The sequence below is a fragment of the Gordonia sp. QH-12 genome (assembly GCF_001578675.1).
Taxonomy (GTDB): Bacteria; Actinomycetota; Actinomycetes; order Mycobacteriales; family Mycobacteriaceae; genus Gordonia; species Gordonia sihwensis.
Window position 1 is genome coordinate 38,138 of record NZ_KQ969295.1, and the last position, 26,187, is coordinate 64,324.

The 26,187-nt window shown below is 68.4% G+C and carries 27 protein-coding genes; 7 read left to right on the forward strand and 20 right to left on the reverse strand.

Annotated features, from left to right (window positions below; genetic code table 11):
- Window positions 1-42 precede the first annotated feature (42 nt).
- On the forward strand, window positions 43-789 hold the full coding sequence (locus Y710_RS13090) for a hypothetical protein (protein WP_006894715.1): 747 nt from the start codon (window positions 43-45) through the stop codon (window positions 787-789).
- 24 nt (window positions 790-813) lie between these two features.
- Here the strand turns inward: Y710_RS13090 and Y710_RS13095 are convergent, their stop codons facing one another.
- From Y710_RS13095 to Y710_RS13115, 5 genes are all read right to left on the reverse strand, one after another.
- The gene (locus tag Y710_RS13095) at window positions 814-993 is read right to left on the reverse strand and encodes a hypothetical protein (protein WP_006894714.1); all 180 of its coding nucleotides are present in this window, start codon (window positions 991-993) and stop codon (window positions 814-816) included.
- Between the two features lie 37 nt (window positions 994-1,030).
- Window positions 1,031-2,386 carry a gephyrin-like molybdotransferase receptor GlpR gene (glpR, locus tag Y710_RS13100; RefSeq protein WP_062367672.1) on the reverse strand — a complete coding sequence of 452 codons (1,356 nt, stop codon included), beginning with the start codon at window positions 2,384-2,386 and terminating at the stop codon, window positions 1,031-1,033.
- A gap of 120 nt (window positions 2,387-2,506) precedes the next feature.
- Window positions 2,507-3,163, reverse strand: a complete 657-nt coding sequence (locus Y710_RS13105) for a GNAT family N-acetyltransferase (RefSeq protein ID WP_039866720.1) — start codon at window positions 3,161-3,163, stop codon at window positions 2,507-2,509.
- A 30-nt stretch (window positions 3,164-3,193) separates the two neighbouring features.
- Window positions 3,194-4,498 carry a molybdotransferase-like divisome protein Glp gene (gene glp / locus Y710_RS13110; protein ID WP_062367640.1) on the reverse strand — a complete coding sequence of 435 codons (1,305 nt, stop codon included), beginning with the start codon at window positions 4,496-4,498 and terminating at the stop codon, window positions 3,194-3,196.
- Between the two features lie 134 nt (window positions 4,499-4,632).
- Window positions 4,633-5,568, reverse strand: a complete 936-nt coding sequence (locus Y710_RS13115; protein WP_062367641.1) for a UTP--glucose-1-phosphate uridylyltransferase — start codon at window positions 5,566-5,568, stop codon at window positions 4,633-4,635.
- A gap of 59 nt (window positions 5,569-5,627) precedes the next feature.
- Between Y710_RS13115 and Y710_RS13120 the strand changes: the two genes are divergently transcribed.
- A complete protein-coding gene (locus Y710_RS13120) occupies window positions 5,628-6,215 on the forward strand; it encodes a 5-formyltetrahydrofolate cyclo-ligase (protein WP_006894709.1) in 588 nt (195 codons plus the stop codon).
- 37 nt (window positions 6,216-6,252) lie between these two features.
- Here Y710_RS13120 and Y710_RS13125 read toward each other — a convergent pair whose 3' ends face one another.
- The gene (locus tag Y710_RS13125; RefSeq protein WP_006894708.1) at window positions 6,253-6,558 is read right to left on the reverse strand and encodes an FmdB family zinc ribbon protein; all 306 of its coding nucleotides are present in this window, start codon (window positions 6,556-6,558) and stop codon (window positions 6,253-6,255) included.
- Window positions 6,559-6,658: 100 nt separating this feature from the next.
- The gene (gene nhaA / locus Y710_RS13130) at window positions 6,659-7,927 is read right to left on the reverse strand and encodes a Na+/H+ antiporter NhaA (protein ID WP_062367673.1); all 1,269 of its coding nucleotides are present in this window, start codon (window positions 7,925-7,927) and stop codon (window positions 6,659-6,661) included.
- 113 nt (window positions 7,928-8,040) lie between these two features.
- On the opposite strand from nhaA, the gene Y710_RS13135 reads away from it, so the two are divergent.
- The 3 genes from Y710_RS13135 to Y710_RS13145 all read left to right on the forward strand — a co-directional run bounded on the left by Y710_RS13135 (window position 8,041) and on the right by Y710_RS13145 (window position 10,429).
- Window positions 8,041-8,694, forward strand: coding sequence for an SAF domain-containing protein (locus tag Y710_RS13135; RefSeq protein ID WP_062367642.1), 654 nt, complete (start codon window positions 8,041-8,043; stop codon window positions 8,692-8,694).
- Between the two features lie 95 nt (window positions 8,695-8,789).
- On the forward strand, window positions 8,790-9,596 hold the full coding sequence (gene mscL, locus Y710_RS13140; RefSeq protein ID WP_045538908.1) for a large conductance mechanosensitive channel protein MscL: 807 nt from the start codon (window positions 8,790-8,792) through the stop codon (window positions 9,594-9,596).
- A 149-nt stretch (window positions 9,597-9,745) separates the two neighbouring features.
- The gene (locus tag Y710_RS13145; RefSeq protein WP_045538910.1) at window positions 9,746-10,429 is read left to right on the forward strand and encodes a biliverdin-producing heme oxygenase; all 684 of its coding nucleotides are present in this window, start codon (window positions 9,746-9,748) and stop codon (window positions 10,427-10,429) included.
- 83 nt (window positions 10,430-10,512) lie between these two features.
- Here the strand turns inward: Y710_RS13145 and Y710_RS13150 are convergent, their stop codons facing one another.
- The 8 genes from Y710_RS13150 to Y710_RS13185 form a co-directional block, all read right to left on the reverse strand.
- The gene (locus tag Y710_RS13150) at window positions 10,513-11,157 is read right to left on the reverse strand and encodes an MspA family porin (RefSeq protein WP_045538912.1); all 645 of its coding nucleotides are present in this window, start codon (window positions 11,155-11,157) and stop codon (window positions 10,513-10,515) included.
- Window positions 11,158-11,187: 30 nt separating this feature from the next.
- A complete protein-coding gene (locus Y710_RS13155; protein WP_045538914.1) occupies window positions 11,188-11,820 on the reverse strand; it encodes an MspA family porin in 633 nt (210 codons plus the stop codon).
- Between the two features lie 326 nt (window positions 11,821-12,146).
- A complete protein-coding gene (locus Y710_RS13160; RefSeq protein WP_006894701.1) occupies window positions 12,147-12,668 on the reverse strand; it encodes a MogA/MoaB family molybdenum cofactor biosynthesis protein in 522 nt (173 codons plus the stop codon).
- A 73-nt stretch (window positions 12,669-12,741) separates the two neighbouring features.
- On the reverse strand, window positions 12,742-14,145 hold the full coding sequence (locus tag Y710_RS13165) for a trypsin-like peptidase domain-containing protein (RefSeq protein WP_045538916.1): 1,404 nt from the start codon (window positions 14,143-14,145) through the stop codon (window positions 12,742-12,744).
- 91 nt (window positions 14,146-14,236) lie between these two features.
- Entirely contained in the window at window positions 14,237-15,655 is a 1,419-nt protein-coding gene (locus Y710_RS13170; protein WP_045538918.1) for a HAMP domain-containing sensor histidine kinase, read from the reverse strand.
- A gap of 3 nt (window positions 15,656-15,658) precedes the next feature.
- On the reverse strand, window positions 15,659-16,342 hold the full coding sequence (locus Y710_RS13175; RefSeq protein ID WP_006894695.1) for a response regulator transcription factor: 684 nt from the start codon (window positions 16,340-16,342) through the stop codon (window positions 15,659-15,661).
- Window positions 16,343-16,412: 70 nt separating this feature from the next.
- Window positions 16,413-18,011, reverse strand: coding sequence for an FAD-dependent oxidoreductase (locus Y710_RS13180; protein WP_062367643.1), 1,599 nt, complete (start codon window positions 18,009-18,011; stop codon window positions 16,413-16,415).
- A gap of 66 nt (window positions 18,012-18,077) precedes the next feature.
- Entirely contained in the window at window positions 18,078-19,010 is a 933-nt protein-coding gene (locus Y710_RS13185) for an AurF N-oxygenase family protein (protein WP_062367674.1), read from the reverse strand.
- A 158-nt stretch (window positions 19,011-19,168) separates the two neighbouring features.
- Here Y710_RS13185 and Y710_RS13190 point away from each other — a divergent pair, with 158 nt between their 5' ends.
- The gene (locus tag Y710_RS13190; RefSeq protein WP_006894692.1) at window positions 19,169-19,939 is read left to right on the forward strand and encodes an SDR family oxidoreductase; all 771 of its coding nucleotides are present in this window, start codon (window positions 19,169-19,171) and stop codon (window positions 19,937-19,939) included.
- Window positions 19,940-20,039: 100 nt separating this feature from the next.
- On the opposite strand, the gene rpmF is transcribed toward Y710_RS13190, so the two are convergent.
- A complete protein-coding gene (rpmF, locus tag Y710_RS13195; protein WP_006894691.1) occupies window positions 20,040-20,213 on the reverse strand; it encodes a 50S ribosomal protein L32 in 174 nt (57 codons plus the stop codon).
- A 205-nt stretch (window positions 20,214-20,418) separates the two neighbouring features.
- Here rpmF and Y710_RS13200 point away from each other — a divergent pair, with 205 nt between their 5' ends.
- A complete protein-coding gene (locus tag Y710_RS13200) occupies window positions 20,419-21,351 on the forward strand; it encodes an AEC family transporter (protein ID WP_006894690.1) in 933 nt (310 codons plus the stop codon).
- A gap of 11 nt (window positions 21,352-21,362) precedes the next feature.
- Here the strand turns inward: Y710_RS13200 and Y710_RS13205 are convergent, their stop codons facing one another.
- From Y710_RS13205 to Y710_RS13220, 4 genes are read right to left on the reverse strand one after another with little or no spacing between them, the layout of a single operon-like run.
- On the reverse strand, window positions 21,363-22,025 hold the full coding sequence (locus Y710_RS13205) for a DUF1707 SHOCT-like domain-containing protein (RefSeq protein ID WP_062367644.1): 663 nt from the start codon (window positions 22,023-22,025) through the stop codon (window positions 21,363-21,365).
- Window positions 22,026-22,055: 30 nt separating this feature from the next.
- Window positions 22,056-22,634 carry a G/U mismatch-specific DNA glycosylase gene (mug, locus tag Y710_RS13210; RefSeq protein WP_062367645.1) on the reverse strand — a complete coding sequence of 193 codons (579 nt, stop codon included), beginning with the start codon at window positions 22,632-22,634 and terminating at the stop codon, window positions 22,056-22,058.
- 6 nt (window positions 22,635-22,640) lie between these two features.
- The gene (locus tag Y710_RS13215; RefSeq protein WP_045539332.1) at window positions 22,641-24,629 is read right to left on the reverse strand and encodes a VWA domain-containing protein; all 1,989 of its coding nucleotides are present in this window, start codon (window positions 24,627-24,629) and stop codon (window positions 22,641-22,643) included.
- A 3-nt stretch (window positions 24,630-24,632) separates the two neighbouring features.
- Window positions 24,633-26,075 (reverse strand): sigma 54-interacting transcriptional regulator, encoded by a 1,443-nt coding sequence (locus Y710_RS13220; protein WP_039866739.1) that lies wholly within the window; start codon window positions 26,073-26,075, stop codon window positions 24,633-24,635.
- Between the last annotated feature and the right edge of the window lie 112 nt (window positions 26,076-26,187).

Here is a 26,187-nt window from a genome sequence, read left to right on the forward strand (position 1 = left end):
CGGGACCTGCACGCCCCGGCCCACGACGATAAGCTCAGCGGCATGGCGCTCAGTGATACAGAGGTCGCGACGGTCCTCGACCGCGCGATCGCGACGATCGACCCGATGCTCGACGTGCTCATCACCGCCGATCCGCTGGACCTGAAGCCTCGGACGCACGCCTTCCAGAATCCGCGGAACTGCCTCGACCGCAGTGCCGTCGCAGCGTCCGGCGTTCTCAACGTCCTCGACTGGCCGGGTACCGCCGGATGGGACGACCTGCCACTGCGCGACCACGCCGACTGGTGGGTCTCCCGCATCGGTCTGGTGACGACCGGCGGCGTCGCGTTCCCCAGCATCTTCGGTCCCTGGACCAAGAAGCTGCCGATGTCCGATTACCTGGGATTCGCCAGCCAGGCGCTGGTGCTGCGTGCGGTGAGCCGTGAGTACGGCGTGGTGTCACGCGACGCCGCGGTCACGATGCTCGCATCGATCCTGTTCGGCCGGAACCTCGATGTCCGACTCGAATCCCCTGCCGACGCCGAACCCTTCGACGACGGTTCGACCCGCCGAGAGAAGGCGTTCGTGTCCCGGCTGTGGAGCGTTGGCCGCACCCTTCACGACCTGTCCCGGTCGCTCGGCGATCGACCGGGCTCTCCACGCCTGTTGAGCTGGCTGGGCTGGATCCCGTTCGTCGGCGGCGCCGCGAGCTATCTCGGTGAACTCATCGCACTTCGCCGCGCTGCCAAACTGTGCAGGGAATGGGTAGTCGCCCACCCCGACACGATCAGCACCGGCGAGCAGCCCTGACAGCGTGCATCTCGCGGAAGACGCCTACGACTCCTCGTCGTCCTGAGAATCGGCCGCCGCGTTGCGCGCGGCGGCGATCTCCAGCGCACGACGCGCCGTCGCCTCATCCGGATAGGGTCCCATCCGATTGAATACGTTGCCGATCTTGCCCTGCGTCACGTTGCCCGTGGAGAGATCGAAGTACCACTGGTCGTCGTCGCTCATGTCTCCAGCCTAGGGCGAATCATGCCGCACGGCAGCGTTACACAGCCGTTCGACGGAACTGCAGGCTGTCGTGATCATCGTCGGCGCTGTCGTCGTACTCGGACTGGTAGGCGAAGTCGTAAGTCGGGAGATGGTCGAAGGCCGGGTCCTCGTCGTCGATCTCGAGGACGATCGCTCCGCCGGGCCGGCGGAGGCGTGCGGGCGGCTCCATGTAGGTGGGTTCGGCTCGACGAGACTGCAGCCGCTCGTCCTCCAACCGCTGACGTCGGCGGCGAGCCGCGCGCTGAGCAGCTCGCGCGTGCTCCTCACGCACTGTTCTGCGCAGGAACACCAGGTACAGCGAGAACACCGCGACCATCGCGACCGCGGCGATGATCCCCCACGGCCGGAAGACGAATGCGCCGACGATAGATCCGATCGTGAGCACTGCCAGGATGAGGACCATCCGCTGCCGTTCGCGGTACTGCATCCGCTCACGTTCGGCCACATGGTCCGGTCCGCGCCCGCCGCGACCGCGGAGTTCGCGCGCCGTCGGAGCAGACCCCGCGTCGTCGTCCAGGACGGAGCCGAACTCGCCCGCCGCCGCTGCATCGTCGTCATCGTCCTGCGCGTACTCGTCCTGCGCGTACTCGCTCTCGTCGTCCTCGGTGTCGTACTCGTCGTACTCGTACGCGTCCTGGTCGTCCTCGGCGTGCTCCTCGTACTGGTCTTCCTCGAACACCTCGCCGTCGTTCGCCTCGTCGTATGCCTCGTCCACCGGGATCTGATCCGCGTCACGCGCGGCCTGTGCCTCGTCGAGGTCGACCACGTCCGCTACAACCACCGGGATCTGGTCGGTCATCTCGACCGCCGACAGGACGTCCACATCCGGCCCCGCCTCAGACTCCGCCTCAGGCTCCTCGGCAGACTCTTCGGCGTCGACCATCTCGGCGTCGTCCAGTCCATCCAGGTCGGCGTCGTCGAGTTCGACATCGACCACATCGTCGTCCTCGGTCTCCGCCGGTGTCTGGTCTTCGGCTTCGTCGACGAGCTCCGCGTCGACGGTCTCGATGACCCCCGAATCGGCCTCCAGACGGTCGACGTCGTCATCCCGATCGTCGACTGCCGCATCCGCTTCGTCCGCCGCTTGCGTCGCGGAAACGGCCGTGACGTCGGCCTTGCGCTGCGCGGCCTTCGCCTGTTCGGCGGCCTTCGCGGCGGCGCGCTGGGCGGCGCGCGCCCGAGCCGCGGTCCTGCTCGACGTCCGCCGACTCGAGCCGCCACGGTGCACCAGGCGGGTGTTCGCAGCCGCTTCGGTTGTCTTGCGGGCCTGAGGCCGACCGCGCAGCACCATGGGGACCAGCACGAACAGCCAAACTGCGATCAGGGTCACCCACAGCACAGAAGTCGGCATGACCGGCAGCTCCTTTCCGGGTCGAGCGACGAGTATCCACTCCACAGGGTAGGAACCGTCCGACGGCGTGCGGCTCAGGCGCGCCGGGGAACTTCCATTTCTCAGCGAACGATCAGCACCTCAGACGGCGTGGGCGCGACCGGCGCGGATCAGTGTGTCGACCGCGCTCCCCGACACCTCGTCGACGGTGAGCCCGAACAGCAGATGGTCGCGCCACCGCGCGTTCACATCCATGTACCGCTTCAACAATCCCTCGCGACGGAAGCCGATCTTGGTCAGCACCGCCTGCGACGCCGCGTTCTCCGGCTGCACGGTGGCTTCCAGCCGGTGCAGTCCGACCGGCCCGAAGGCGTGATCGACACCCAGCGCCACGGCGGCCGAGGCCACGCCACCGCCCGCCACGTCGGAATCGACCCAGTACCCGATCCACGCGCTGCGCACCGCCCCGCGCTGAACGTTGCCGATGGTCAGCTGCCCGGCGTACCGTCCGTCCACCTCGATCACGAAGGGCAGCACCGTTCCGCGCTTGGCCTCGGACTTCAGGAGCGAGAACAGCGGCGCCCAGGACGACGGCTGGTGGCGCGCGTCCCACGGCCCCTGGCCGGTCGGTTCCCACGGAAGCAAGTCGTTCTGGTTCTTGATCCGCAGTCGACTCCACTCGCCCGCATCACGCATCCGGATCGGGCGCACGCGAACCACACCGGACTTGACCCGGACGGGTCCCAGCTCCGCCGGCCAACCCGGGCTCCGCGGCGAATCGACCAACCACCTCAGCACAGGGCGATTGTAGTCAGGCGGCCCGGCCCGCTATCCGCGCTGCGCCAAGAACATGACATCGACGTGATCACCGGTCCGCAGTTCTTCGACGTCCTCGTCCACCACGATCAGGCAGTTGGCCTCGGCCAACTCCGCCAGCAGATGGGAGGCGCCGCTCTCCGACTCGCCGATCACCTGGACGAGATACTCCCCGGACCGCTCGTCGCGCATCAGCTGGCCGCGCAGGAATCCGCGCCGGCCCTCCACCGACAGAATCGGGCCGATCGTCCGTGCCGTCACCATGCGCCGCATCGGCTGCCGTTTGCCGAGGGCGATGCGGATGAGGGGCCGGACCATCACTTCGAAGGTGACGAGCGCGCTGACCGGGTTGGCGGGCAGCAGGAAGGTGGGGATCTCGTCCCGCCCGAGCCGTCCGAAGCCCTGCACCGATCCCGGATGCATTGCCACACGCCCGATCTCGAGGTCGCCGAGATCGGCGAGCGCCTCGCCCACGGCGCGCGACGCGGCCCCGCCGATCGATCCGCAGATCACCACGATCTCCGACCGGATCAGCTGGGCCTCCACGGCTTCGCGCAGGCGGGCGGGGTCGCGCTCGGCGATCCCGACGCGGTGCACGTCGGCGCCGGCGTCGCGCGCGGCGGCCGCGAGGGAATAGCTGTTGATGTCGAAGACCTGCCCGGCACCGGGTTTCCGATCGATGTCGACCAGTTCGTTGCCGACGGCGATCACCGAGACCCGCGGTCGCGGATGCACCAGGACCCGCGACCGTCCGACCGCGGCCAGCAGACCGACCTGCGCGGGGCCGATCACCGCGCCCGCGCTGACCGCGACGTCACCGGGACGGACGTCGTCGCCGGTGCGCCGGACGTAGTCGCCGCTGTCGACGGCGTGCCCGACCATCACCCGCGATTCGCCCCCGTCGGTCCATCTGACCGGCACGACCGCGTCGGCCAGCGTGGGCATCGGCGCTCCGGTCTCGACCCGGACCGCCTGTCCCGGCTGCAGCCGGGTCGGGGTGCGCGAACCCGCGGTCACGTCTCCGACCACCGGGAGATGCACCACGAGCCGGCCGCTGTCGTCGAGTTCCTCCACCTCGATCCCGTCCGCGTTCAGCTCGGTCACATCGTCGGGGGCGGGAGCGCCGGCCGGCGCCACATCCACCGCGCGCACCGCGTAACCGTCGACGGCGGCTTGATCGAAACCGGGCAGCGGGTCGGAGGTGACGACCTCCTCCGCGCACAGCAGGCCCTCGGCCTCGGAGATGGCCACCTGCACCGGTCGCGGTGCGACCACCGAAGCCGTCACGAGGCTCAAATGGTCCTCGACCGAGCGCATAGTTCTCCTCACGTCCCCCGAGTGGTCTCAGATCGGTGCGCGCCGACCGCTCGCACGACCGGGCAACGCGCAGTTCGAGGCTAACGGCCCGCTCCGCGCAGAGCCCGCAGGCGCGCTGAACACAGCGAGATCGGTCAGTCGTCGGCGAGCCGTCGAACCAGCCATTCCCGCAGCTCCGGACCGTAGTCGTCACGGTCGAGAGCGAAGTCGACGGCGGCCTTCAGGTATCCGCCGGGATTCCCGAGATCGTGCCGGCTGCCCTCGTGGACCACGACATGGACGGGCTCGCCCCACTCGATCAACAACGCGATCGCATCCGTCAGCTGGAGTTCGCCGCCCGCGCCCGGCTCGATGGTGCGCAACGCGTCGAAGATCTTGCGGTCGAGGATGTACCGGCCCGCCGCCGCCAGATTCGAGGGAGCTTCCGCTGCGGGCGGCTTCTCGACCATGCCGCGCACCCGCTTGACCTCCGGATCGTCGGCGACCTCCTCGACGCCGAATACGCCGTACGCGCTGATCTTCTCCCCGGGCACCTCGATCGCGCACAGGACGCTGCCGCCGTACCGAGCGTGTGCGGCCGCCATCCGGCCGAGGACTCCGCCGGGCAGCACCAGATCGTCGGGCAGCAGCACCGCGATCGCATCCTCGTCGTCAGCCAGTTCCGGTTCCACGCAGCCGACGGCGTGGCCGAGGCCGAGCGGGCGGTCCTGCACCACCGAGTCCACCTCCAGCAGCGACGGGGCGTTCCGCACCTTGGCGAGCATCGCCTCCTTGCCGCGCTTGGCGAGGCGGCCCTCGAGGACCAGGTCTTCGACGAAGTGCGCGACCACACCGTCTTTACCCGGCGAGGTGACGATCAGCAGCCGCTCGGCACCCGCCGACTTCGCCTCTTCGGCCACCAACTCGATGCCGGGGGTGTCGACGATGGGCAGCAGTTCCTTCGGCACCGTCTTGGTGGCCGGCAGAAACCTGGTGCCGAGACCGGCCGCGGGAACGACGGCGGTGTACGGGATGGGCGGCGCATGCATCACGGCGCGCCGGCCTGACGGTCGAGCGGAGGTGTCGGACATGTGCCTCAGCGTAATGGCCGTTTCTGGCAGGATCGGACGTGAGTCTCTGAAAGGGAGCCATGAGCACCGAAAAGTCCGACATGCGGCGCCGCGTCCTCGATGCCAGGTCCCGGATGTCGCCCTTCGTTCTCGCCCAGTGCAATGCGGAACTCGCCGAATGGATGTATCGGTTGCCCGTCGAACTCGCCGCGGGCGACACGGTCGCAGCATACGTCGCCACCCGCGCCGAACCCGGCGGGACGGCGATGCTCGACGCGCTGCTCGATCAGGGGCTGCGGGTGCTGCTTCCGATCGTCCCCGAGGGCGATCCGGCACGACTGCAGTGGGGCGAGTACCGCGGCGAGAGCTCACTGACTCAGGGCCGGTGGCGCCTGCTCGAACCTCAGGGCTACCGGCTCGATCCGGATGTGCTGCACGACGCCGCCCTCATCCTGGTCCCGGCGGTGGCCGCCGACCGCACCGGCGCGCGGCTCGGCCGGGGTGCCGGCTATTACGACCGCACCCTCGCCGCCGTGGAGGCGCCGGTGGTGGCCGTGGTGCACGATGCCGAGTTGTTCGACGACGGCGTCCCGCACGAGGCCAACGACGTCCCGATGGACTGGGTGCTGACCCCGGGCGGCGGATTCAGCCGCGTGTCACCGGGCTGATCGGACATTTGCGCGGAGCGACCCGCGCGAGCCCGTGTCAGGCGGAGGCTGCCGCCGGTGCCGCCGCGGCGCTCGTCCCGGAGGCCGAACCGCTCGTCGACGAGTCGGACGACGACGAGGTCGAGCCGGAGTCGCTGGAGGAGGAATTGGCTGCCACCGATCCGCCCGAGCGAGAGTCGGTGCGGTAGAAACCGCTGCCCTTGAAGACGATGCCGACCGAATTGAAGAGCTTGCGCAAGCGGCCGCTGCACTGCGGGCACTCGGTCAGCGAGTCGTCAGAGAACGCCTGCTGGATGTCGAACTTGTTGTCGCACTCAGTGCACGCGTAGCTGTAGGTGGGCACGGAAACCTCCGAAGGTCGAGAACTCGTTGTCTAGTGTAAACCGAATCTGGCACTCAATCATTCCGAGTGCCAGCGACGGTGCGGATCGAGTGCTTTCGGCCTAGTCGTCCAGCTCGACGGCGGCCTCGCCGTTCACGCGCGCATGCCGCACGTCCCACCGGAGCAACGCACCGCCGAGGACGGCCGCGACCAGCGAACCGAGCAGGATCCCCACCTTCGCCGCGGGTTGGTGATCCGCGGGGAGACCGGTGGCGTCGGAGAACGACAGTTCGGCGATCAGCAGTGCGACTGTGAAGCCGATACCTGTCAGCAGTCCCACGGGCACGAGGCTGCGCACAGAGATGCCCTCCGCGAGACGCAGCGGCGTCAGCCGTGTCACCAGGAAGGTGGTGACCACCACTCCGAGCACTTTGCCGACCACGAGACCGCAGAACACGCCGATGCTCACCGGCTGCACGATGTGCCCCACCCCGATGACCGTCACACCCGCAGAGGCGAACGCGAACAACGGCAGGGCGATGCCCGCCGAGATCGGCGCCACGGTCTCCGCGAACGATTCGGTGCGCGGGTGACGCTCGTCGAATACCAGAGCGGCGGGGACCGCGAAACCGAGGAGGACGCCGGCCACGGTGGAATGGACACCGGACGCGTGGACGAATCCCCACGCGGCCAGCCCCAGCGGCGCCAGAATCCACCAGTGCGTGCGACGCAATCTCACCGCGAACCCGAAGGCCACGACGCAGACCAGCCCGATCGCGAGCATCACGAAGTCGATGGTCTCGGTGTAGACCGTGGCGATCACGATGATTCCGAGCAGGTCGTCGACCACCGCGAGTGTCATCAGGAAGACGCGCAGCGCGCTGGGCAGTCCTGCGCCGAAGATCGCGAACACCGCCAGCGCGAAGGCGATGTCGGTAGCGGTCGGCGTCGCCCACCCGCGCAGCGCCTCGGGATCGTTGGTGGCGACGATCGCCACATAGATGAGTGCGGGAACCACCATCCCGCCCACCGCCGCCGCCACGGGCACACCGGCGCGGCGCGGGTCACGCAGACTGCCTGCGACGAATTCGTGCTTGAGTTCGAGCCCGACGACGAAGAAGAAGATCGCGAGCAGACCGTCGGCCGCCCACTCGGCCAGCGACAGGTCGAGATGGAGCGACGCCGGCCCCACCACGGTTTCCAGCATCGAGTGATACCCCTCGCGCCACGGCGAGTTCGCGAGGGCGAAGCCGAGCAGTGCGGCGACCAGAAGAACCGCGCCGCCCTGGATGTCACCGCTGATCCAGCCCTTCCACGCCTGTCGCCGCGACGATCCCTGATCGGTCCCCGAGTCGGTCGTCGATGGGCCGTAGACCTCGTGATCGCTCATGTACACATCTTTGCAGACACCGAATCTGTGGAAATCGTTGTCGAGCGAGCGTGCGCATCCACAATCGGCGAATTGCCCACGACCGGCGGCGCCACCCAGCGGACTGTTGCGGTATGAGGATTTCGCATCGCCCCGGCCATCTCTCACCGAGCGCGTTGTCGCGGGTGCAGGCCATTCTCGGTACTGGACGATTTCGGTCAATTCGGATTCGACGAATCGCTGCGGCACTTCTCGTCATCGCCGCGCTCGGCGCATTCGCCGTATCGCGGCGGCACGTCGGTTCGCCGATCGTACTGACGGCTGCGACCGATCTTCGACCGGGCACTCTCCTCACCGCCGCGGATCTCGCCGCGCGTGCCGTACCGGCCGACCTGTCCCCTCCCGGTGCGCTCACCGATACCGGCTCCGCGATCGGCCGCAAGCTGACCGGACCGGTGCGCCGCGGCGAGATGATCACCGAGACACGGCTGCTCACGTCGCGGCTGCCCACCGCACTGACCGGCGATCCGGGAGCGCGGCTGGTGCCGATCCGCCCCGCCGACGAGTCGGTCGTCGCCCTGGTCCGCCAGGGCGACGTGGTGGACGTCCTCGATTCGGAGGCCACCGTTCTGGCCCGAGGCGCGATAGTCGCCGGCGAACCGTCGAATCCGTCGGGCAAACCGATGAACTCGGCGGCGACGCCGATTCTTCTGGCGATGAACGAGCAGGCGGCCCGCCGAGTGGCATCGACCGGATTAGACATGGCCTTGGCCGTCATACTCCACTGAATGACAGCCGAACGGTCCTGTTCCACCGCACGAAACCTTTATATGTGGTTTAGACTCAGCAACCAGCAATAGCACCAAGATCAGAGGGGACGCGCGTGCTCAAAGGTTTCAAAGACTTCATAATGCGGGGCAATGTGGTCGAACTGGCCACAGCGGTGATCATCGGTGCGGCGTTCACGGCGATTGTCACCGCATTCACCGAGAAGATCATCAATCCCCTCCTCGCCACGATTCCCAGCGGCGACTGCCCCACCGCGGACGGCGCCGCCAGTGGCCCCGCCCAGATCTGCGGGTTCGGATTCTCGATCAAGTCCGACGACCCCGCGACCTTCCTCGACTTCGGTGCCGTCATCTCCGCGGTCATCAACTTCATCATCGTCGCCGCGGTGGTCTACTTCCTGATCGTCGTTCCGTACAACAAGCTGCAGGAACTCCGGAAGCTCCAGGACAAGGAGGAGGATCCGGATCCCGAGATCGTCCTGCTGACGCAGATCCGCAATGCCCTCGACCCCGACGCCAAGGAGCGCGACGAAGCCGAGAAGGCCGCGAAGGAGGCGGAGATGGCTGCCGCCGATCGCGCGAACCGCGAGCCGGCACCGACGCCGCCTGCGCCGATGGCGCCTCCCCCGTCACCCGGCTACGGCGATCGGACGCAGACCATGAACATCCCGCCTCAGGCGCAGCAGGCTCCGCCGCAGGCCCACCCGCAGCACGAGCAGCAGCCGGGGCACCAGGGTTTCACGCCGCCGTCCGGCCCGCCGACCGGAGGCTTTCCGACCCCGAATCCGGCGCCGGGCGAGTACCCGCCTCCGGGCAATCTGCCCCCGGGTCAGTACGCTCCGGGCCAGTACCCGCCGCCTCCGGGTCAGAATCCCGGTGACGCGCCGCGTCACTCACGCTGACTCATCGACGAGACCGAATTCTCGACGAGACGCACGGCACCCGCCGCGGGGCGGGTGCCGTGCGTCGTTTTCGGGCACTCCGACTCGCGTGTACGACGCGAAATTGTTACCTTAGCCTTGCCTTTAACTCGATCTCTGAAGGGGACGTTATGCCGACCACCGCATCTCCCGACCTCGCGGCAGACCTCCGCTTGTCGGAGCAGATGAAGCAGGGATCGTCCTCCGAGCACGAGCAGGCCGAGAACTCCGAGTTCATCTCTGAGCTGCTGGCCGGCCGGATCAACGAGGCTGGGTACATCGCTTACCTGCAGCGCCTGCGCATCGTGTACGACGCGCTCGAGCGCGCATCGCGTGCCCTCGCCGACGACCCCCAGGTGTCACTGGTCCACGACCCGGCGCTGGAGCGGGTCGCGACGATCGACGCCGATCTGGCTCACTGGAGCGCGCGCGGGGGCATCGTTCCCGAGCCGGTCGACTCTCCGGCCGCCGACGCCTATGCCGCGCGCATCACCGAATCCGCGTCGCGGGGTGGCCATCTGGTGGCTCACCACTACACGCGCTACCTCGGCGACCTGTCCGGCGGCCAGGCCATCGGCCGCCTCCTGGACCGGGAGTTCGAGCTCGGCGGCGAGGGCGTCTCGATGTACTCCTTCGAGCTCGCCACCGCGAACAAGCCCTACAAGGACGCGTACCGGGCCAAGCTCGACGCGATCGGCGATTCGCTCAGCGCCGCCGACCGCGAGCGCATCGTCGACGAGGTCCGGGTGGCCTTCCGACTCAACCAGCAACTCTTCGCCGAACTGGTCGGCCTGCTGGACGACTACCGCCGCTGACCGGCGCCCGGCTCGAAAGCCACCGGCACAGGAAAGGGCCGCGACCTCCTCGGAGGTCGCGGCCCTTTTCGCCTGGTGCTCGGTCAGCCGATGCTGAACGGCTTGCCGTAGAGCGTCACGTTGCCGACGTAAGTGTCGGTGGAGACGCGGACGGTCACCTTGGCACGCGCCTGGGCGTAGCCCGCGCAGCCGTCGACGCCGAAGCGCTCGTTGCTGTAGGCGACGCCGCCCTGAGCGTTCTTGAAGGTGAACGCGTTGGTCTCGTAGTCGTCGACCACGGAATGGATGACCGGCGTGTAGACAGCCTTGCCCGGGGACAGCTTGATGCCGCCCGTGCCCCCGAATGCCTTCGGGTCTAGCGTGACCGTCTGATCCGGGATGCTGCCGGTGATCTTGCCGGTGGCGCCCATGTCGGCACCGAAGTTGACCTGGCAACCGACGATGTAGCCGGCATTGACACTGCCGCCCTTGACGCCGCCGGTGGTCTTGACGCTGACCTTGCCGGAGACGAAGACCTCTCGGGAAAGCGGGGTGCTGGTGACGGCGCGGCCGATCCTGGCCGACTCGCCGTACAGCTTGATGGTGACGCTGCCCTCGGGCAGCGACTTGGTCTTCGAGACGCTCGGCAGTGCGACGGCATTGGCCGGAGCGGCGAGCGTGGCGCCGGCGGCGACGGCGCCGGCGAGTGCTGCGGACGCGGTGAGACCGCGGACTACGCGCTTGTTCATTCTTCTACCTCGTGAGTCTGTGATCTCGGGTCAGCCGAGGCTGAACGGGGTGCCGAGCAGGTTGGCCTGCACGTAACCGCTGTTGCCGGACAGGGACTTCTCCTCGGCGTCGTAGCCGTCGGCCGCGACCACCTGGACCACCGAGCGCGCCGAGGCGTACCCGCCGCACTGCTGCACGTCGATCGAGAAGCTGTCGACCATGATCGTGCCCTTGCTCTTCTTGAGGCTGATCTTGTCCGTCTTGGCGTACACGACCTGGCCCGGAGCCAGCGGCACGGACAGCGAACCGCTACCGGACACGCCTCCCGACAGGTCGAACGATCCGCTGAGCGTGCCGGTGAAGCCCGTCAGGTTCACCTGGCAACCGACCAGGTAACCGACGGTCATGACACCGGTGCCCTTGCTCAAGGTCGTCTTGTAGGTTCCCGACACGGCGGCCGCGCGGCCCGCACCGTTGGCGGCCAACGACGGCATGATCCGGCTGCTCTCGCCGCTGCGCGAGATCTCCACCACCTGGCCGTCGACACCGACAGCCTTGGTGCGGCCACCCGGCAGACGACCTGCGTCAGCCTGACCTGCTCCGACTACTGCTCCGGTTACTGCGGTGAGCGCGACTGCAGCCAGGGCTGCAGCGCGGCGCTTACCGACACCACTGAACTTCACACGTATCACCCTTCAACGTGACCGACACCACGGTCGGCTTAAGACTGTGCGGCAGATAATGGATTCTCAGCCGCGGCTTAGATTAACCCAGCCGCACAGTCGCCGCTCGGCGCCGGAGAGGATTGCCGGATTTCACGTGAGAAGGGTCACTTACCCGCTAGTTATGGTGTGGGGGCCGGTTCTCGTCGTACCAACGACGACCACGCCCGGAATGCGCGTCTTCGCCCGGGTCGGTCCTGACCTCGGGCAATTCATCGCCGAAGACGGCGTCGAGGCGCCGCTTGCGACGCCACGCCTCCTCCTCCGACCGGTCGGCCGAAGACGTCTCAGAACTCACTGATCGCGGCGATGACGTGATGCGCCAACGGGATCAGCGTCGCCATGCCGTCACGGACGGCCGCGCGGGAGTCGGCGAGATTGACCACGACCGTCTGCCCCGAGATGCCGGCGAGTCCGCGCGAGAGCCCCGCGTCGGTAGCGCCCGCGGACAGTCCCGAACTGCGAATGGCCTCCTCGATGCCGGCCAGCCGACGATCGAGCAGGGGCTCGGCCGCCTCGGGCGTCACGTCCCGCGGCCCCACCCCGACACCGCCGACCGAGACGACGAGATCGACGCCGCCGATCACGGCGGTGTTGATCGCGTTCCGGATCTCCACCTCGTCGCCGGAGACCGTGGTGGTCGCGTCGACGTGGAAGTCCGCCTCCTCGAGCAGTTCCACCACCAGCGGCCCCAGCAGATCGTGATCCTCCCCGCCGACGGCGCGGTCGTCGATCACCACCACCAGGGCCCGCGGCGTCACGATGCCCTGGACCACGGCTTCGGCTTCGGCTTCTGCGGCGTCAATCATGATTCGACCTTCCTCGAGTGCACCGCCGTCGCGGCGCTCGTGTGTGGCTTGTCCTCCGGGCGCCCGGTGCCGATCAGCTGGCGCCCAGCTTCACGTCGACGGTCTTGGTCTGCCCGTTGACGACGTACGTGATCTTCACGGTATCCCCCGGAGCATAGGAACGGATAGCGGCGACGAGCGCGTCCGACGAAGCGATCTTGCGGTCTTCGACCTGCGTGATGACCGCGCCCTTCGGGATTCCCGCCTGATCGGCGGCACCGCCGCCGACCACATTCACCACCTGGGCGCCCGGCTGCGTCACGTCGCTGCTGGGCCGGACGTTGACGCCGAGGCTCGCTTGCTGGACACGGCCGCCCGAGCGCAGCGCGTTCGCGATCCGCATCGCCTGGTCCACGGGAATCGCGAAACCCAGGCCGATGCTGCCGGACTGCTGCTCGGTGCCGCCGTTCACGGTCGCGATGGCGGTGTTGATGCCGATCAACGCACCGTTGGCGTTGACGAGTGCGCCGCCGGAGTTGCCCGGGTTGATCGCCGCGTCGGTCTGGATGGCGTCCATCACCGATTCCACCGAACCGTCGGCGCCGGAGGTGGACACCGGCCGGTTCAGGGAACTGATGATGCCGGTCGTGACCGTCCCTTCGAGTCCGAGCGGCGACCCGACGGCGATCACCTCCTGGCCCACCGAGAGGTTGGCCGACGAGCCGATGGTGATCGGCCGCAGACCGGTCTTGTCGACCTGGATGACCGCGATGTCGGATGTGGGATCGGTGCCGAGCACCTTCGCCATCGCTCGACTGCCGTCGTAGAAGCTGACCAGGATCTTGTCCGCGGGCTTACCGCCGCCGGCGCTGATGACATGGTTGTTGGTCAGGATCACGCCGTTGTCGCTGAGAATGACGCCCGAGCCCGATCCGACCTGATTCCCGACCTCGACGGTGATCGAGACGACCGACGGGAGGACCTGGGCCGCGGTGGCCTGCACCGAACCCGGCGCGGCACTGGGCTGCGCGGTGTTGGTGGGTCCGGAGGCGACGACGTTCGACGTCGACGATCCGTCTTTGTTCGAACCGCCCGCGACCGAGGCGCCGATCGCTCCTCCCGCGCCGCCCGCGAGGAGCGCGACGGCCACGGCGCCGATGAGAAGCTTGCGACCCCCGTTCGACCGTGCCGGCGGAATGTCGGCCGACGATCCGGGCGCCTGCGGCATCTGCCCTAGCGGTGCGGTTCCGCCCGGCTGCTGCTGGTAGTACGGCGCGGTCGGCTGATCGGGCCGCGGGTACTGACCGAGCGGGCCGGTCGCTCCCGGAGGCGGCGACGGGAACTGACCGCTGGGCGGGTTCGACGGCGAGCCCGGTGAATGGTTTCCAGCGTCCGCACTGCCGTAGGGATTCGTGGGAAGTCCGCCGGTCGGAGGTTGATTCGGATCTCCGGGGACCTGACGCCAATCGTCGTTGCCGGGGTGTTCGCCGTTGGTCATGGATTAGACCCTATTGCACCATTCTGTGAAGCCGCTCAGTCCCCGTTGCCGAGTTACTGCGAGGTTCCTGCCGAGTACCTGTGAACGATCGTCAGCGTCTCACGACGATCGGATCGGGCTCAGTATGGTGCGGCAGACCGGGTATCCGCATGCGAATCAGCGCACCTCCCTGGTCGGATCCCTCGGCCACCACCGAGCCCCCGAGACGGGTGAGAACCTGCCGCACGATCGCCAGGCCGAGGCCCGAACCCGGCATCGATCGAGTCGCGTCGGCGCGGTAGAACCGTTCGAACACCATCTCGCGATCCTCCGGGGCGATGCCCGGCCCCGCGTCGGCCACCGTCAGCTCGGCACTGGCCGGTCCCACCTGATGGAGCCGCACGTGCACGGTGCGGCCAGGCGGACTCCACTTCGCTGCGTTGTCGAGCACGTTCAGCACCGCCCGCGCGAGGCCGTGCTCCTCACCGAAGACGAACCACGGAACGGTTTCCACGTCGAAGTCGATGTCGGCGCGCCGGCGCCGGACCCGCTCGAGTGCGGCGTCGATGACGTCTTCGAGGGCGACCTCCTGGTGCACGGCCTCCAGCGCGTCGTCGCGCGCGAGATCGACGAGATCGCCGACCAGGGTCGACAGTTCCTCGATCTGCGCCATCACATCCGAGCGCAGTTCCACCATGTCGGCCGCGGGTACGGGCGGTGCACCCGGTGCCGATGAGGCGATGAGCAGTTCGAGGTTGGTGCGCAGCGAGGTGAGCGGAGTCTTGAGTTCGTGTCCGGCGTCGGCGACGAGACGGGCCTGCTTGTCGCGCGACTCGGCGAGCGCGCGCAGCATCGTGTTGAAACTCTCGGTGAGCCGCGCGAGTTCGTCCTTGCCGGTCACCGGGATCGGCGTGAGGTCTTGAGTTCGTGCGACGCGTTCGGCCGCGGCCGTGAGACGGGTGACCGGGCGCAGTCCGGTGCGGGCCACCGCGGTTCCGGCGATCGCGGCGAAGGCCACCCCCGCTCCGCCGACGATGAACAGCACCGAGCCGAGCCGGCCGAGGACCGCGTCCGTCCGGTCCAGCGACTGCGCCAACACCAGCGTGCTGCCGTCGGACAGTTTGCGCGCCAGCACCCGGTGGTTGGCGGTGGTTCGCAGACTCTGATTGAGCTTGCCCGGCGGATTGGTCGACTTCGCCACATCCTTCTCCGGATCCCCGAAGGGGACGTCGCCGACCATGATGGCGCGGCCGTCCTGCTCGATCAGTGCGATCGAGATGGACGTGGAGAACACGGTGCCCGCCACCAGCGCCTCGGGACCGTTGCTCAGCCGGCCGAGCTTGGCGAGGGCAGTGAGACCGTCGGCACGGGCGACGAGTTGGGTGTCGACGTCGTTGTACATCGCGCGCGACACCACGAAGTACGCGGCTCCGGCCATCAGCACCGCCGACAGCAGGACCACCGCGGCGGCCAGGAGCGCGACGCGGCGTCGCAGTGAGACCGCGCGCGTCAGGCGGAACGGACCACGCATCGGCTACGGTGTGCCCTCGCGCAGAACGTATCCGACGCCGCGCACGGTGTGGATCAGGCGCGGCTCGCCGTCGGCCTCGGTCTTGCGGCGCAGGTAGCCGATGTAGACCTCCAGCGCGTTGCCGGAGGTCGGGAAGTCGTAGCCCCACACCTCCTCGAGGATGCGACTGCGGGTCAGCACCCGCTTCGGGTTGCTCATCAGCATCTCCAACAGCGCGAACTCCGTGCGGGTGAGGCTGATCTGGCGCTCGCCGCGGGTCACCTCGCGGGTCACGGGGTCGAGGGTGAGGTCGGCGAAGGAGACCGCCTCGCTCTCCTCCTCGTCCCGGGTGGTGCGGCGCAGCAGCGACCGCAACCGGGCCAGCAGTTCCTCGAGTGCGAAGGGCTTGGGCAGGTAGTCGTCGGCGCCCGCGTCCAACCCGCTGACCCGCTCCGAGACCGAATCGCGGGCCGTGAGCACGAGGATCGGCAGGTCGTCGCCCGCCGACCGGAGTCGCCGGCACACCTCGAGACCGTCCAGACGCGGCATCATCACGTCCAGAATCATCAGGTCCGGGCGATCGGCGATCACCTTCTCCAGCGCCTCCAGCCCGTCGCCCGCGGTCTCGACCGAGTATCCGTTGAAGCTGAGCGACCGTCGGAGCGATTCGCGGACCGCACGATCGTCGTCCACCACCAGGATGCGCATGGTTACAGTCTTATATCCACAACTGAGATTCGACTGAGCGAACACGCCGTTCGGCGCGATTCGGTCGCGCTCAGCGACGCCGCCGTCCCGCCGCCGCCAGCATGTCGGCCACCTCGGTGAACTTCACCCGGGGACGCCCCTGACGGGCGCCCAGCTCGCGCTCGCGCCGGTCGATCGCCGCGATCCCCCGGTAGCCGATCGCCTGACGTCGCCTGCGCCGCAACAGTGCACTGAACTCCTCGGCGGTACCGCCTGCGCGACGCAGACCGGATGCGGCGTCCTCGATGAACGCCTCGACCGTGTCGATGGCGTGCAACTTGTTGGAGCCGATACCGCCGGTGGATCCGCGGGCGGCCCAGCCGACGGCGTACGCACCGGGAATCGGTATGCCCTCGGCGTCGACGATTCGGCCCTCGCGCACCGGGAACCGGCCCGCTTCGGTGTCGAACGGAAGCCCGCCGACCGGTACGGACCGGTAACCGATCGATCGGACCAGCAGATCTGCGGCGATGCGGTACGAGCGTCCGCCGGTGTTCACCGAGACCGACTGCAGCGCGCCGTCTCCGTGTGCGGCCTCGGGGACCGTGTTGAAGAGGAACACGATCCGGCGGCGGTCGGAGGACGCGGGTCCCGAGAGGTCGGGCGGCAGGTCGGGCAGCGGGTCGAGCGAGGCCGTGCCGTCGTGCACCACCACCTCCACGCCGGGAAGCACCGACAGCGCGCGGTACTCGGCCGCGGTGTACGCCGCGGCGTCCTGACCTCGCCGGCCGAGCAGGACCACCTCATGGATGTCCTGCCTGCGCAGGAGGTCGAGCGCACGGTCGGCGATGTCGGTGACCGCCAGTGCCTCCGGCGGCGATACGAGAATGCGGGCGATGTCGAGCGCGACGTTGCCCGTCCCGACGATCACGGCCCGGCCGCTGCCGCCGACCGGGATGTTCGGACCCGAAGCGCCGGGCACGGCGTTGTACCAGGCCACCAGTTCGGTGGCCGACGTACTGCCCGGCAGATCCTCGCCGGCGATCCCGAGGCGGCGGGCCTGCGATGCACCGGTCGCGTAGAAGACGGCGTCGAAGTGGTGCGCCAGTTCGCCCGGCGTGATCTGACCGGCCCGTACATCGGGGCCGATCTCGACATTGGTGGCCATCGTGACCCGCGGGTCCCGGTACAGGATGTCGAAGGTCTTCATGACGTCCTTGGTGCTCGGATGGTCGGGCGCGACGCCCGCGCGGACCAATCCGCCCGGTGTGGGCAGCTTGTCGAACACCGTCACCTGCGCGTCCGTCCGGTTCAGCACCGTCCGCAGGGCGTATCCGCCCGACGGACCCGTGCCGACGATCGCGACCCGCAGATCGCGCGGCAAACGCGGGATCTCCGGGTACACCACATCGGTCCAGCCGGACGAGACATCGGGGTTGTCGCGATAGTAGGCGGCGTTGATGTCGGCGAAGATCTCGTCGCGCTCACCGAGCCGGTCGGCCGGGAAGATCGCATTGACCGGGCACGCGTCGGCGCATGCTCCGCAGTCGATGCACGCGTCGGGGTCGATGTGCAGGATGTCGGAGGTGCCGAAACCCCGTTCCTCCGGCGTCGGGTGGATGCAGTTCACCGGGCACACCGACACGCAGGCGGCGTCGCTGCAGCAGGACTGGGTGATGACGAACGACAACGAGTGCCCCTTTACTTCGAGCGCGTCCGGGCTGGTCGGGAAGCGGGTCCGGCGATCGATCCGCCGCTAGATCATGTGCGCCTTGCGGTAGTAGTGCATGGCCGGCTTGGTCAGCAGGCCCACCTCGTCGAGGAACTCCATGAGGTGACCGCAGCTGCTGCGGATCATCGAGTGGAAGTGGCCGTTGTCGCGGCGCTCGGCCAGCGCACGCTTCACGTCGAGTCCCGCATCGGCGTAGGCCTTCGGCTGGATCAGACTGCTCACGATGAGGTACGCGCCCGCCGCCACCGACAGCGCGCTGAACTGCCTGCGGGCCCAGCCGATCCCGTCGACCGACTCACGCACCTGTTCGCGCGCGAACTTCATGTGCCGGGATTCCTCGAGAACGTGGATCTCGTTGACGGTCCGGATGAAGGGGAGCACCCGCTCGTCGCGCATGCATCCGCGTTGGAACACGTCGAGAACCTCCTCGGCGACGAGAATGCCCGCATAGGCGACCTCGTTGCGCGCAAGGAGCTTGAAAGACTTGCCCAACTGGGCGATCTTCGGGTGCGGATGATACGAAGTGCCGACCATCTTCTCCGACGCCTTGGCGAACATCAGCGAATGCCGGCACTCATCGGCGATCTCCACCAGCGCGAACTGGAACTCGGAGGAGTGGTAGTCGCCGACGTACTGATCGCGCAGAACCATCTCCTGCAGAATCATCTCGAACCAGATGCCGATGTTCATGATCGACGCGAACTCGTGACGCGTCAGATCGACTCGCTGCTCGTCGGTGAGCTCGTCCCAGTAGTCGGTGCCGTACAGCGACGACCACTCCGGGCTGCATCCGTACTTGTCGGGATCCATCGGCAACGACCAGTCGATCTCGGTCATCGCATTGCGCGAGAGCCGGGCGGCCGATCGCAGCAACCGTTCGGACACCTGCTCGGCACCCGAGTCCTGCAGGCTGATCAGGTTGTCGCCCGCATTCTCCCGTTCGATCGCTGCCGTCATGTTGACCTCCGGTACATTGTTCCATCGCATCTTGTAACAACAATCATTGTCACGGTAACACTCGCGTCCTGCGACGTAAACGGTCTAGAGTTCCTACCGGAGAGTAATATCAATGCGAGGGGCGTCCTCGCAGGTCACAGTGGGGAGAATCCAGAGTCATGCCTTCGATCTTCATTTCCGGCGGTGCCGCGGGCATCGGCCTCGCGACCGCCGAGCGATTCGCCCTCGAAGGCTGGACGGTCGGCGTCTACGACGTCAGCGACGAGGCGCTGGCCGCCGTCCGCGAGGAGCACCCCGACTTCATCACCGGTCACCTCGACGTCCGCGACCCGCAGCAGTGGTCGACGGCACTGGCCGAGTTCACCTCGCACACCGACGGCCGCCTCGACGTGCTCGACAACAACGCCGGGATCCTGGTGGCGGGCCCCCTCACCGAGATCTCGACCGACGCGATCAAGGCGCAGATCGACATCGACGCACTGGGAGTGACCCTGGGCGCCCAGGCGGCCCACCGGTATCTCAAGGCGACTCCGGGATCGCATCTGGTGAACATCGCCTCCGCATCCGCGATCTACGGCCAGCCGGGAATCGCCACCTACAGCGCGACCAAGTTCTACGTCGCAGGCCTCACCGAGGCGCTGGAGTTGGAGTGGGCGGCCGACGACATCCGCGTCGTGAGCATCTGGCCGCTGTGGGCCAAGACCGCGCTCGCCGACAACGATGCGAAATCAACCAGGACGCTCGGTGTCCGCATCACCCCCGAACAGGTCGCCGACAAGGTCTGGGAATCGGTTCATCCGACCATCGCGGACCGCGTGCTGAGCCGCACGAGCTACTCGGTGGGGCTGCAGACCACGGTTCTGGGCAACGCGGCCAAGTTCATTCCCAACGTCCTCAACCGCGGCGTGAACAAGATCCTCTCGCAGTAGCCTCCGACGAGACGGAGCCTCCGCAGGCCCCACGACGAAACGGCTGGGGCCGGCGATCTCTCGCCGGCCCCAGCCGTTGAAGTCTGTGTGTCAGCCGCGCTCAGCGACGGTCGAGATCGACCAGACCGAGCTTCGCTGCCTTGACCAGGCGGCGCGGGATGCGCTGCGAAACACCGTTGATCTTCTCTTCCTGCAGTGCGACGTTGTCCGCCTTCCACTGCGAACGACGGCTACGGGTGTTGGCCCGCGACATCCGGCGCTTGGGTACTGCCATGGTTCCAGCCCTTCTCTTACCTGGCGCGGGTGGGCTCGGGCTGTCTCCCGACCCGCCAGACCCGCTGAAGTCTTCTCACCACGGCACAGCGGCCGCGGCACACAACCAGACCAGGTTAGCCGCCGCGGGCTCCCGGATGCAAAACGCGGCGGCCCGGACGAGGTCGTGACCGGAGGGTTCGGGCGCCGCGGGCATAATGCGTCGGGTGTCTGGCGTCATCTCGGGGTTCACCGTCATCTTCATCGTCGTCGCCCTGGGTTACGTTCTCGGCCGGACGGGCAGTCTCGGCGAACACGCGGCGGCGGTGCTGGCGCGCACCGTCTTCTTCGTCTGCACACCCGCACTGCTCATCCACTCTCTGGCCACCAGCGATCTGTCGGCGATCTTCTCGTCCACGCTCGTGGTCGCCTCGGCATCGGCCGTCGCCGTGGGCGCGGTCTACGCGCTGATCGCGTGGTTCTGGCTGCGCCGCGCCGTACCGGAGATCGTGATCGGCGCGTTGTCCTCCTCGTACGTCAACAGCGTGAACCTGGGTCTGCCGATCGCGATCTTCGTGCTCGACGACGCGTCGTTCATCGCTCCCCTGCTGCTGTTCCAGATCGTCTTCTATTCCCCGGTCGCCCTCGCGACCCTCGATCTGACCGCGCTGTCGGCCGAGCGACGGACCTCGACGCTGCGCACGGTGACCACGCCGTTGAAGAACCCGATCCTGGTCGGCGGCGTGATCGGCCTGATCGTCTCGGTGGCCGGATGGCATCCGCCGCAGGCCGTGATGGAACCGCTGGACATGCTGGGGCAGGCCTCAGTCCCGCTGGCGCTGCTCACCTTCGGCCTCACGCTCACCGGCGTCACCGTATTCAAGAAGGGCCAGAGTCCGCGGCGAGACGTCGCGCTGGCCGCCGCGATGAAGGTGGTCGCGATGCCGCTCGTCGCCTACGCGCTCGCACGCTGGGGATTCGGGATGACCGGGCATCGGTTGTTCGCGCAGGTCGTGATCGCCGCCCTGCCGACCGCGCAGAACGTCCTGGTCTACGCGACCAGATACCGGCGCGGTGAGGTCCTCGCCCGCGACTCGGCCCTGATCACCACGCTCCTGTCGATCCCCGTCATCGCGCTGATCGCCGCCACGCTGGCCTGACCGGCCCGCCGTCAGCGGGCACGACGGGGGCCGAGCCGGTCGGCCCGGCCGCGCCTCTGCACACGGACCCCGCCCATCAACGAGAATCCGGTGATCACCACCCGCGGGGCGCCCTCGCCGCCGGGACCGGCGGCGCTGCCGTCGAAGCCGCCCATGACAGCCCTCCCGTGCACCTCCACGGTGACGTCCGGCGGGACCACGATGTCGACGCCGCCCATGATCGCCTTGCACTTCACCGTGAGCACAGGCGCCGTGTACTCGACGTTCCGCAGGTCGAGCACCACGCCGCCCATCACTGCGGTGGCCTTCAGTCGATCACCCACGACCGCGCCCCCGCCGACTTCGGTTCCGCCGAAGAAGCCGGACGCGGACGTGACGGGATCGGCACCGGAGGCACTGACACGGGTCTGGCCGAATGCGGCGTCGGCGGCCACCGAGCGGAGCTGATCGAGGGGCAGGTCCCGAGTCAATGCGTCCAGATCGGCCCGGGTCCGCGCGACCGAGGCATCGCCGGCGCGCCGGCTGTACTCCTCCGGAGTGAGCACGCCCATCGTCATCGCGGCCGATAGATAGGAATGAGTGCGTTCGCGGTCGGCGTCGCTGACCAGCATCGCGGCGGCATCACCGGCGGATGGCTGCGGAGCACGGGAGGCGCGGGGCTCGATGTCGCTCATCTGCCCAAGCCTAGACAAGAATCGCCCGGCTCACCGGCGACGCACATCGCGTACCCCGGCCGCGTCCGCCGCCCGCCGGTACGCAGCCGCCAGGGTCTCGACGGTCTCGTGCGCATTCAACCCGCTCGGGTTCGGCAGTACCCAGAGCTCGGCGCCGCCGATCGACTCCGGCTGCCGGCCCACCACGGCCGTGCGGCGCCCGAACGCCGCGCGATAGGCGGTGACCCCCAGGATCGCGAGGACGCGCGGCCGCACCCGGAGCACCGTCGCCTCCAGTTCCCGACCGCCGCGCAGCAGCTCGTCCCGAGCCAGGTCGGAGGCTTTCGCGGTGGCCCGCGCGACGACATTGGTGATGCCGATCCCGGCATCGGTGAGCGCCGCGGCGTCGTCGTCGGACATCCCCGCCGACGCGTCGATCACGTGATCGGTGATGCCCGCGGCGTGCAGTGCCGGATAGAAGCGATTGCCGGGCCGGGCGAAGTGGGCCCCGGTCGCCGCGGTCCACAGCCCGGGATTGATGCCCGCGATCAGCAGCCGGCAGTCGGGGCCGATCAGATCCGGAACGGTCGCACCGATCCGGTCGAGCAGTTCCTCTCGGGTGAACCCCACCGCCGGCTACCGGGCCCGTCGCGACCGGAGGTAATCCCCGACCACGGCCGCACCGAGACCGTCGAGGTCCGGCGCCACGACGCGGCCGCCGATCCGGCGCGCGATGCGGTCGATGAACCGCGCCAGGCCGGGATCCTCGCCCAGCCGGAAGAACGTGATCTGGGTGCCCATGCGCGAGAGATGATCCAGCTCCGACACCGTGAGCCCGATAGTGCGCGGATGCGGCGGGTAGAAGAAGAAGTCCTCTCCGTCCGGCTCCAGATGCGCGGTCGGCTCACCGTCGGTGACGATCAGCACCACCGGCTGGGCATTCGGGAACCGCCGGAGGTGCCGCTGCGCCAGCAACAGCGCGTGGTGCAGGTTGGTGCCCTGCTCCATCCGCGGCTCGAGCGCGGTCAATACGTCGACGGTGGTGTCGCGGGCCACGCGGCCGAACTCGATCAAGTGCAGTTCGTCGGTGCGGAACCGGGTGCTGATGAGCTGATTGAGGGCCAATGCCGTCCGCTTCATCGGAGTCCAACGGCCCTCCATCACCATGGAGAACGAGGTGTCGACGAGGAGGACGACGGCGGCCTGGGTCCGCGCCTCGGTCTCGATCACTTCGATGTCACCGACGTCGAGGCGCACGCCGTCGCCCGATGCGAGACGAGCGGCCGCGGACGGGTCCTCGGCGACGGTGCGCAACACCGCGTTGGTGACGGTGCGGGTGACGTTCCACGGCTGGGTGTCGCCGAACTGCCACTCACGGCTGCTTCCGGTGGGCTCCCCGAGCCGGCCGGCGAGGTCGGACTGCCGGTCGCCGCCGCGTGCGGACAACTGCTGGGCGATGTCACGCAGGATCGCCTGCCCGAGTCGGCGCATCGCCTTCGGACTCAACCTCGTCTGACCGTCCGGGGCGCGGTCGAAGAAGCCCTCCTCGCGCATCGCCCGGTCGAGTTCGGCGAGCGTCCGCGCATCGGCCGCGGCTTCGTCACCGAGTTGCCGCGCGAGGGCGTCGAGGTCCACGTCCTCGAGCTGCGCCCCCGCGTATCCCTGCGACAGCTGCTCTGCCAGGTTCTCGAGCTCGGCGATATCGCGCAGCGCCGCCGCGCCCTCGCCGAGTCCCATCGGCTGATCGCCGGAGAACTCCTGGCCGCCGTTCCAGTCGAGGTCGGGCCGCGCCTGACGCAGCGCGTCGTCCATCTGCGCGAGCTGCGACATCAGCGCAGGCGAACCGAAGGCCTGCTGCGACAGTTCGGCGAGCTCCGCCTGCTGTTCGGGGGTCAGCGAGTTGAAGAACTGCTGCGCTGCGGCGGACCGGCGCGCCAGGGAGTCGATCAGCTCCTCGGTGCTGCGCGGATCCTCCGGGAAGAACTCGCCGTGCTTGTCCATGAACTCGGCGAACTGCTCGCTCGTGTCCTCGCCGCGATTGTGCGCGGCGAGCAGGTCGTTGAGATCGTCGAGCATCTCCGAGATGCGCCGACGATCGTCGTCGGTGGCGCCCTCCAGAGCCTGCTTCATTCCGGCGAACCGCTGGTCGAGCACTTCGCGCCCGAGCAGGTCGGAGATCTTCTCGTAGTCGGCGCGCGCCTGCGGACTGCGCCAGTCGTAGTCGGCGAGTTCGCGGACCGCCTGCGCCGTCGACGCCGGAAGGCTCTCGATCTGCATCTCGGCGAGCCGGGCGTCGTCGTCGAGGTCGCGCGCGAGTTGCTTGCGTTCGCTGAGCACCGCCGAATCGAGCAGTTCGCGGATCTCGTCGAACGTCCCGTCGAGGTTCCGGTTCCGTAGCAGTTCGCGCCGTCTGCGGTTCGCCATCTCCGCCAGCCGGTCCAGCCCGCGCATGTTCTCGCTCCCGCGACGGAGGAACTCGCGAAGCGCACGGTCGGGCGAGGATCCCGCCATCACGTCGTCACCGATCGCCTCCAGGGCCTCGCGGAGGTCGACGGGCGGCGCCAGCGGGTCGGGCCCGCCGGTGTAGCGCCGGTAGGACGAGCGGTGGAAGCGCCTTCTGCTCATGAGCTAGGCCGTGTCGTCCTCGTCGACCTGTTCCACCAGGTAGGCGGTGCGGCCGTACTCGTCGGTGTCCTTGCCGATCCGGCGCGCGAGATACAACCCCTCCAGGGCCAGTTCGGCGGCGCTGGCGCGCTCGGCGGCGTCGGTGGAGTCCAGGCGCCGGCTGATCTCGTCGATCACCTCGGCCACCGCGCCGGTGTCGCCGAGCGCTGTGAGCACGTCGCCCGCGGGAACGCGGTCGCCGGTGAGCACCTCCTCGCCCGCCTCCAGCGCCGCGACGAGCGGCGCCATGTCGACGCCGCCTAGGTGGGCCCGGACGGTGTCGGCGACGGATTTGCGGAGCAGGTAGTCGAGGATCTCGAGCTCACGCCCCTCCTCGCCGGACTCGAACTCCACTTTGCCGCGCAGCACCTCGATCACCGCGTGCAGGTCGACCGGTCGCGCGACCGGGAACTCCTCGCCGGCCACCACGGAACGATGCAGCGCGGCCGCGGCCACCGTCTCCGCACCGGCGATCGAGAACCGCGCGGACACACCCGAGCGCTGGTCGATCGACGGATGCTCGCGGGCGTAGCGGGTGAATCGCGCCAGCACCTCGATCAGATAGGACGGCACCGAGGCGACGAGGTCGGCCTCCTGCTCGATGACGTCCACCTCGTCCTGCAGGTCGAGCGGGTAGTGCGTGCGGATCTCGGCACCGAACCGGTCTTTGAGCGGAGTGATGATCCGCCCTCGATTGGTGTAGTCCTCGGGATTCGCGCTGGCCGTCACGAGGACGTCGAGGGGCAGTCGCAGGCTGTAGCCGCGGACCTGGATGTCTCGCTCCTCCATCACATTGAGCATCGACACCTGGATCCGTTCGGCGAGGTCGGGCAGCTCGTTGATCGCGATGATGCCGCGATGAGCCCGCGGGATGAGACCGAATGCGATGGTCTCCGGATCGCCAAGACTCCGCCCCTGGGCCACCTTCATCGGGTCGATGTCGCCGACCAGGTCGGCCACCGAGGTGTCCGGGGTCGCGAGCTTCTCGCTGTACCGTTCGCTCCGATGCCGCCATGCCACCGGCAGCGCGTCACCGAGCTCCGCGGCCCGCCGGATCGAGGCGGGCAGGATGGGGTTGTACGGATGCTCGTCGAGTTCGGAGCCGTCGATGACCGGCGTCCATTCGTCGAGCAGCCCGGCCAGCGTGCGCAGCAGCCTGGTCTTGCCCTGTCCGCGCTCACCGAGCATCACCACGTCGTGCCCCGCGATCAACGCGCGTTCGAGCTGCGGGATCACGGTGTCGTCGAATCCGACGATGCCGTCCCACGGGTCGTCGCCTGCGCGCAGCGCCGTCAGCAGATTGTTGCGGATCTCGTCCCGGACGTCACGTTCCACGTGCCCGGAGGCACGCAGTTCGCCGACGGTGGTGAGAGCCGGTGCAGGAGTGTCGATATCGGTGACAGCCACGTCATCCACGCTACCTCCCGATCCGGCCCGCCCGCTGAAGGCGGCGAATTCGTCCGTGGTCTGTCAGTGCTCGTCGATACGCTCTACTCACCTCTTCGGAAGGATTCGCATC

Excerpts from the sequence above, each read along its gene's own strand:
- Y710_RS13115 (WP_062367641.1), bottom strand. The coding sequence starts at position 5,568 with ATGTCCGACACCTCCGCTCGACCGTCAGGCCGGCGCGCCGTGATGCAT.
- Y710_RS13150 (WP_045538912.1), bottom strand. The coding sequence starts at position 11,157 with ATGAACAAGCGCGTAGTCCGCGGTCTCACCGCGTCCGCAGCACTCGCC.
- Y710_RS13205 (WP_062367644.1), bottom strand. The coding sequence starts at position 22,025 with ATGAGCGACATCGAGCCCCGCGCCTCCCGTGCTCCGCAGCCATCCGCC.
- Y710_RS13145 (WP_045538910.1), top strand. The coding sequence starts at position 9,746 with ATGCCGACCACCGCATCTCCCGACCTCGCGGCAGACCTCCGCTTGTCG.
- Y710_RS13175 (WP_006894695.1), bottom strand. The coding sequence starts at position 16,342 with ATGCGCATCCTGGTGGTGGACGACGATCGTGCGGTCCGCGAATCGCTC.
- Y710_RS13160 (WP_006894701.1), bottom strand. The coding sequence starts at position 12,668 with ATGATTGACGCCGCAGAAGCCGAAGCCGAAGCCGTGGTCCAGGGCATC.
- glpR (WP_062367672.1), bottom strand. The coding sequence starts at position 2,386 with ATGCCGACTTCTGTGCTGTGGGTGACCCTGATCGCAGTTTGGCTGTTC.
- Y710_RS13120 (WP_006894709.1), top strand. The coding sequence starts at position 5,628 with ATGAGCACCGAAAAGTCCGACATGCGGCGCCGCGTCCTCGATGCCAGG.
- glp (WP_062367640.1), bottom strand. The coding sequence starts at position 4,498 with ATGCGCTCGGTCGAGGACCATTTGAGCCTCGTGACGGCTTCGGTGGTC.
- rpmF (WP_006894691.1), bottom strand. The coding sequence starts at position 20,213 with ATGGCAGTACCCAAGCGCCGGATGTCGCGGGCCAACACCCGTAGCCGT.
- Y710_RS13215 (WP_045539332.1), bottom strand. The coding sequence starts at position 24,629 with ATGAGCAGAAGGCGCTTCCACCGCTCGTCCTACCGGCGCTACACCGGC.
- Y710_RS13165 (WP_045538916.1), bottom strand. The coding sequence starts at position 14,145 with ATGACCAACGGCGAACACCCCGGCAACGACGATTGGCGTCAGGTCCCC.
- Y710_RS13135 (WP_062367642.1), top strand. The coding sequence starts at position 8,041 with ATGAGGATTTCGCATCGCCCCGGCCATCTCTCACCGAGCGCGTTGTCG.
- Y710_RS13170 (WP_045538918.1), bottom strand. The coding sequence starts at position 15,655 with ATGCGTGGTCCGTTCCGCCTGACGCGCGCGGTCTCACTGCGACGCCGC.
- Y710_RS13185 (WP_062367674.1), bottom strand. The coding sequence starts at position 19,010 with ATGACGGCAGCGATCGAACGGGAGAATGCGGGCGACAACCTGATCAGC.
- Y710_RS13090 (WP_006894715.1), top strand. The coding sequence starts at position 43 with ATGGCGCTCAGTGATACAGAGGTCGCGACGGTCCTCGACCGCGCGATC.
- Y710_RS13095 (WP_006894714.1), bottom strand. The coding sequence starts at position 993 with ATGAGCGACGACGACCAGTGGTACTTCGATCTCTCCACGGGCAACGTG.
- Y710_RS13190 (WP_006894692.1), top strand. The coding sequence starts at position 19,169 with ATGCCTTCGATCTTCATTTCCGGCGGTGCCGCGGGCATCGGCCTCGCG.
- nhaA (WP_062367673.1), bottom strand. The coding sequence starts at position 7,927 with ATGAGCGATCACGAGGTCTACGGCCCATCGACGACCGACTCGGGGACC.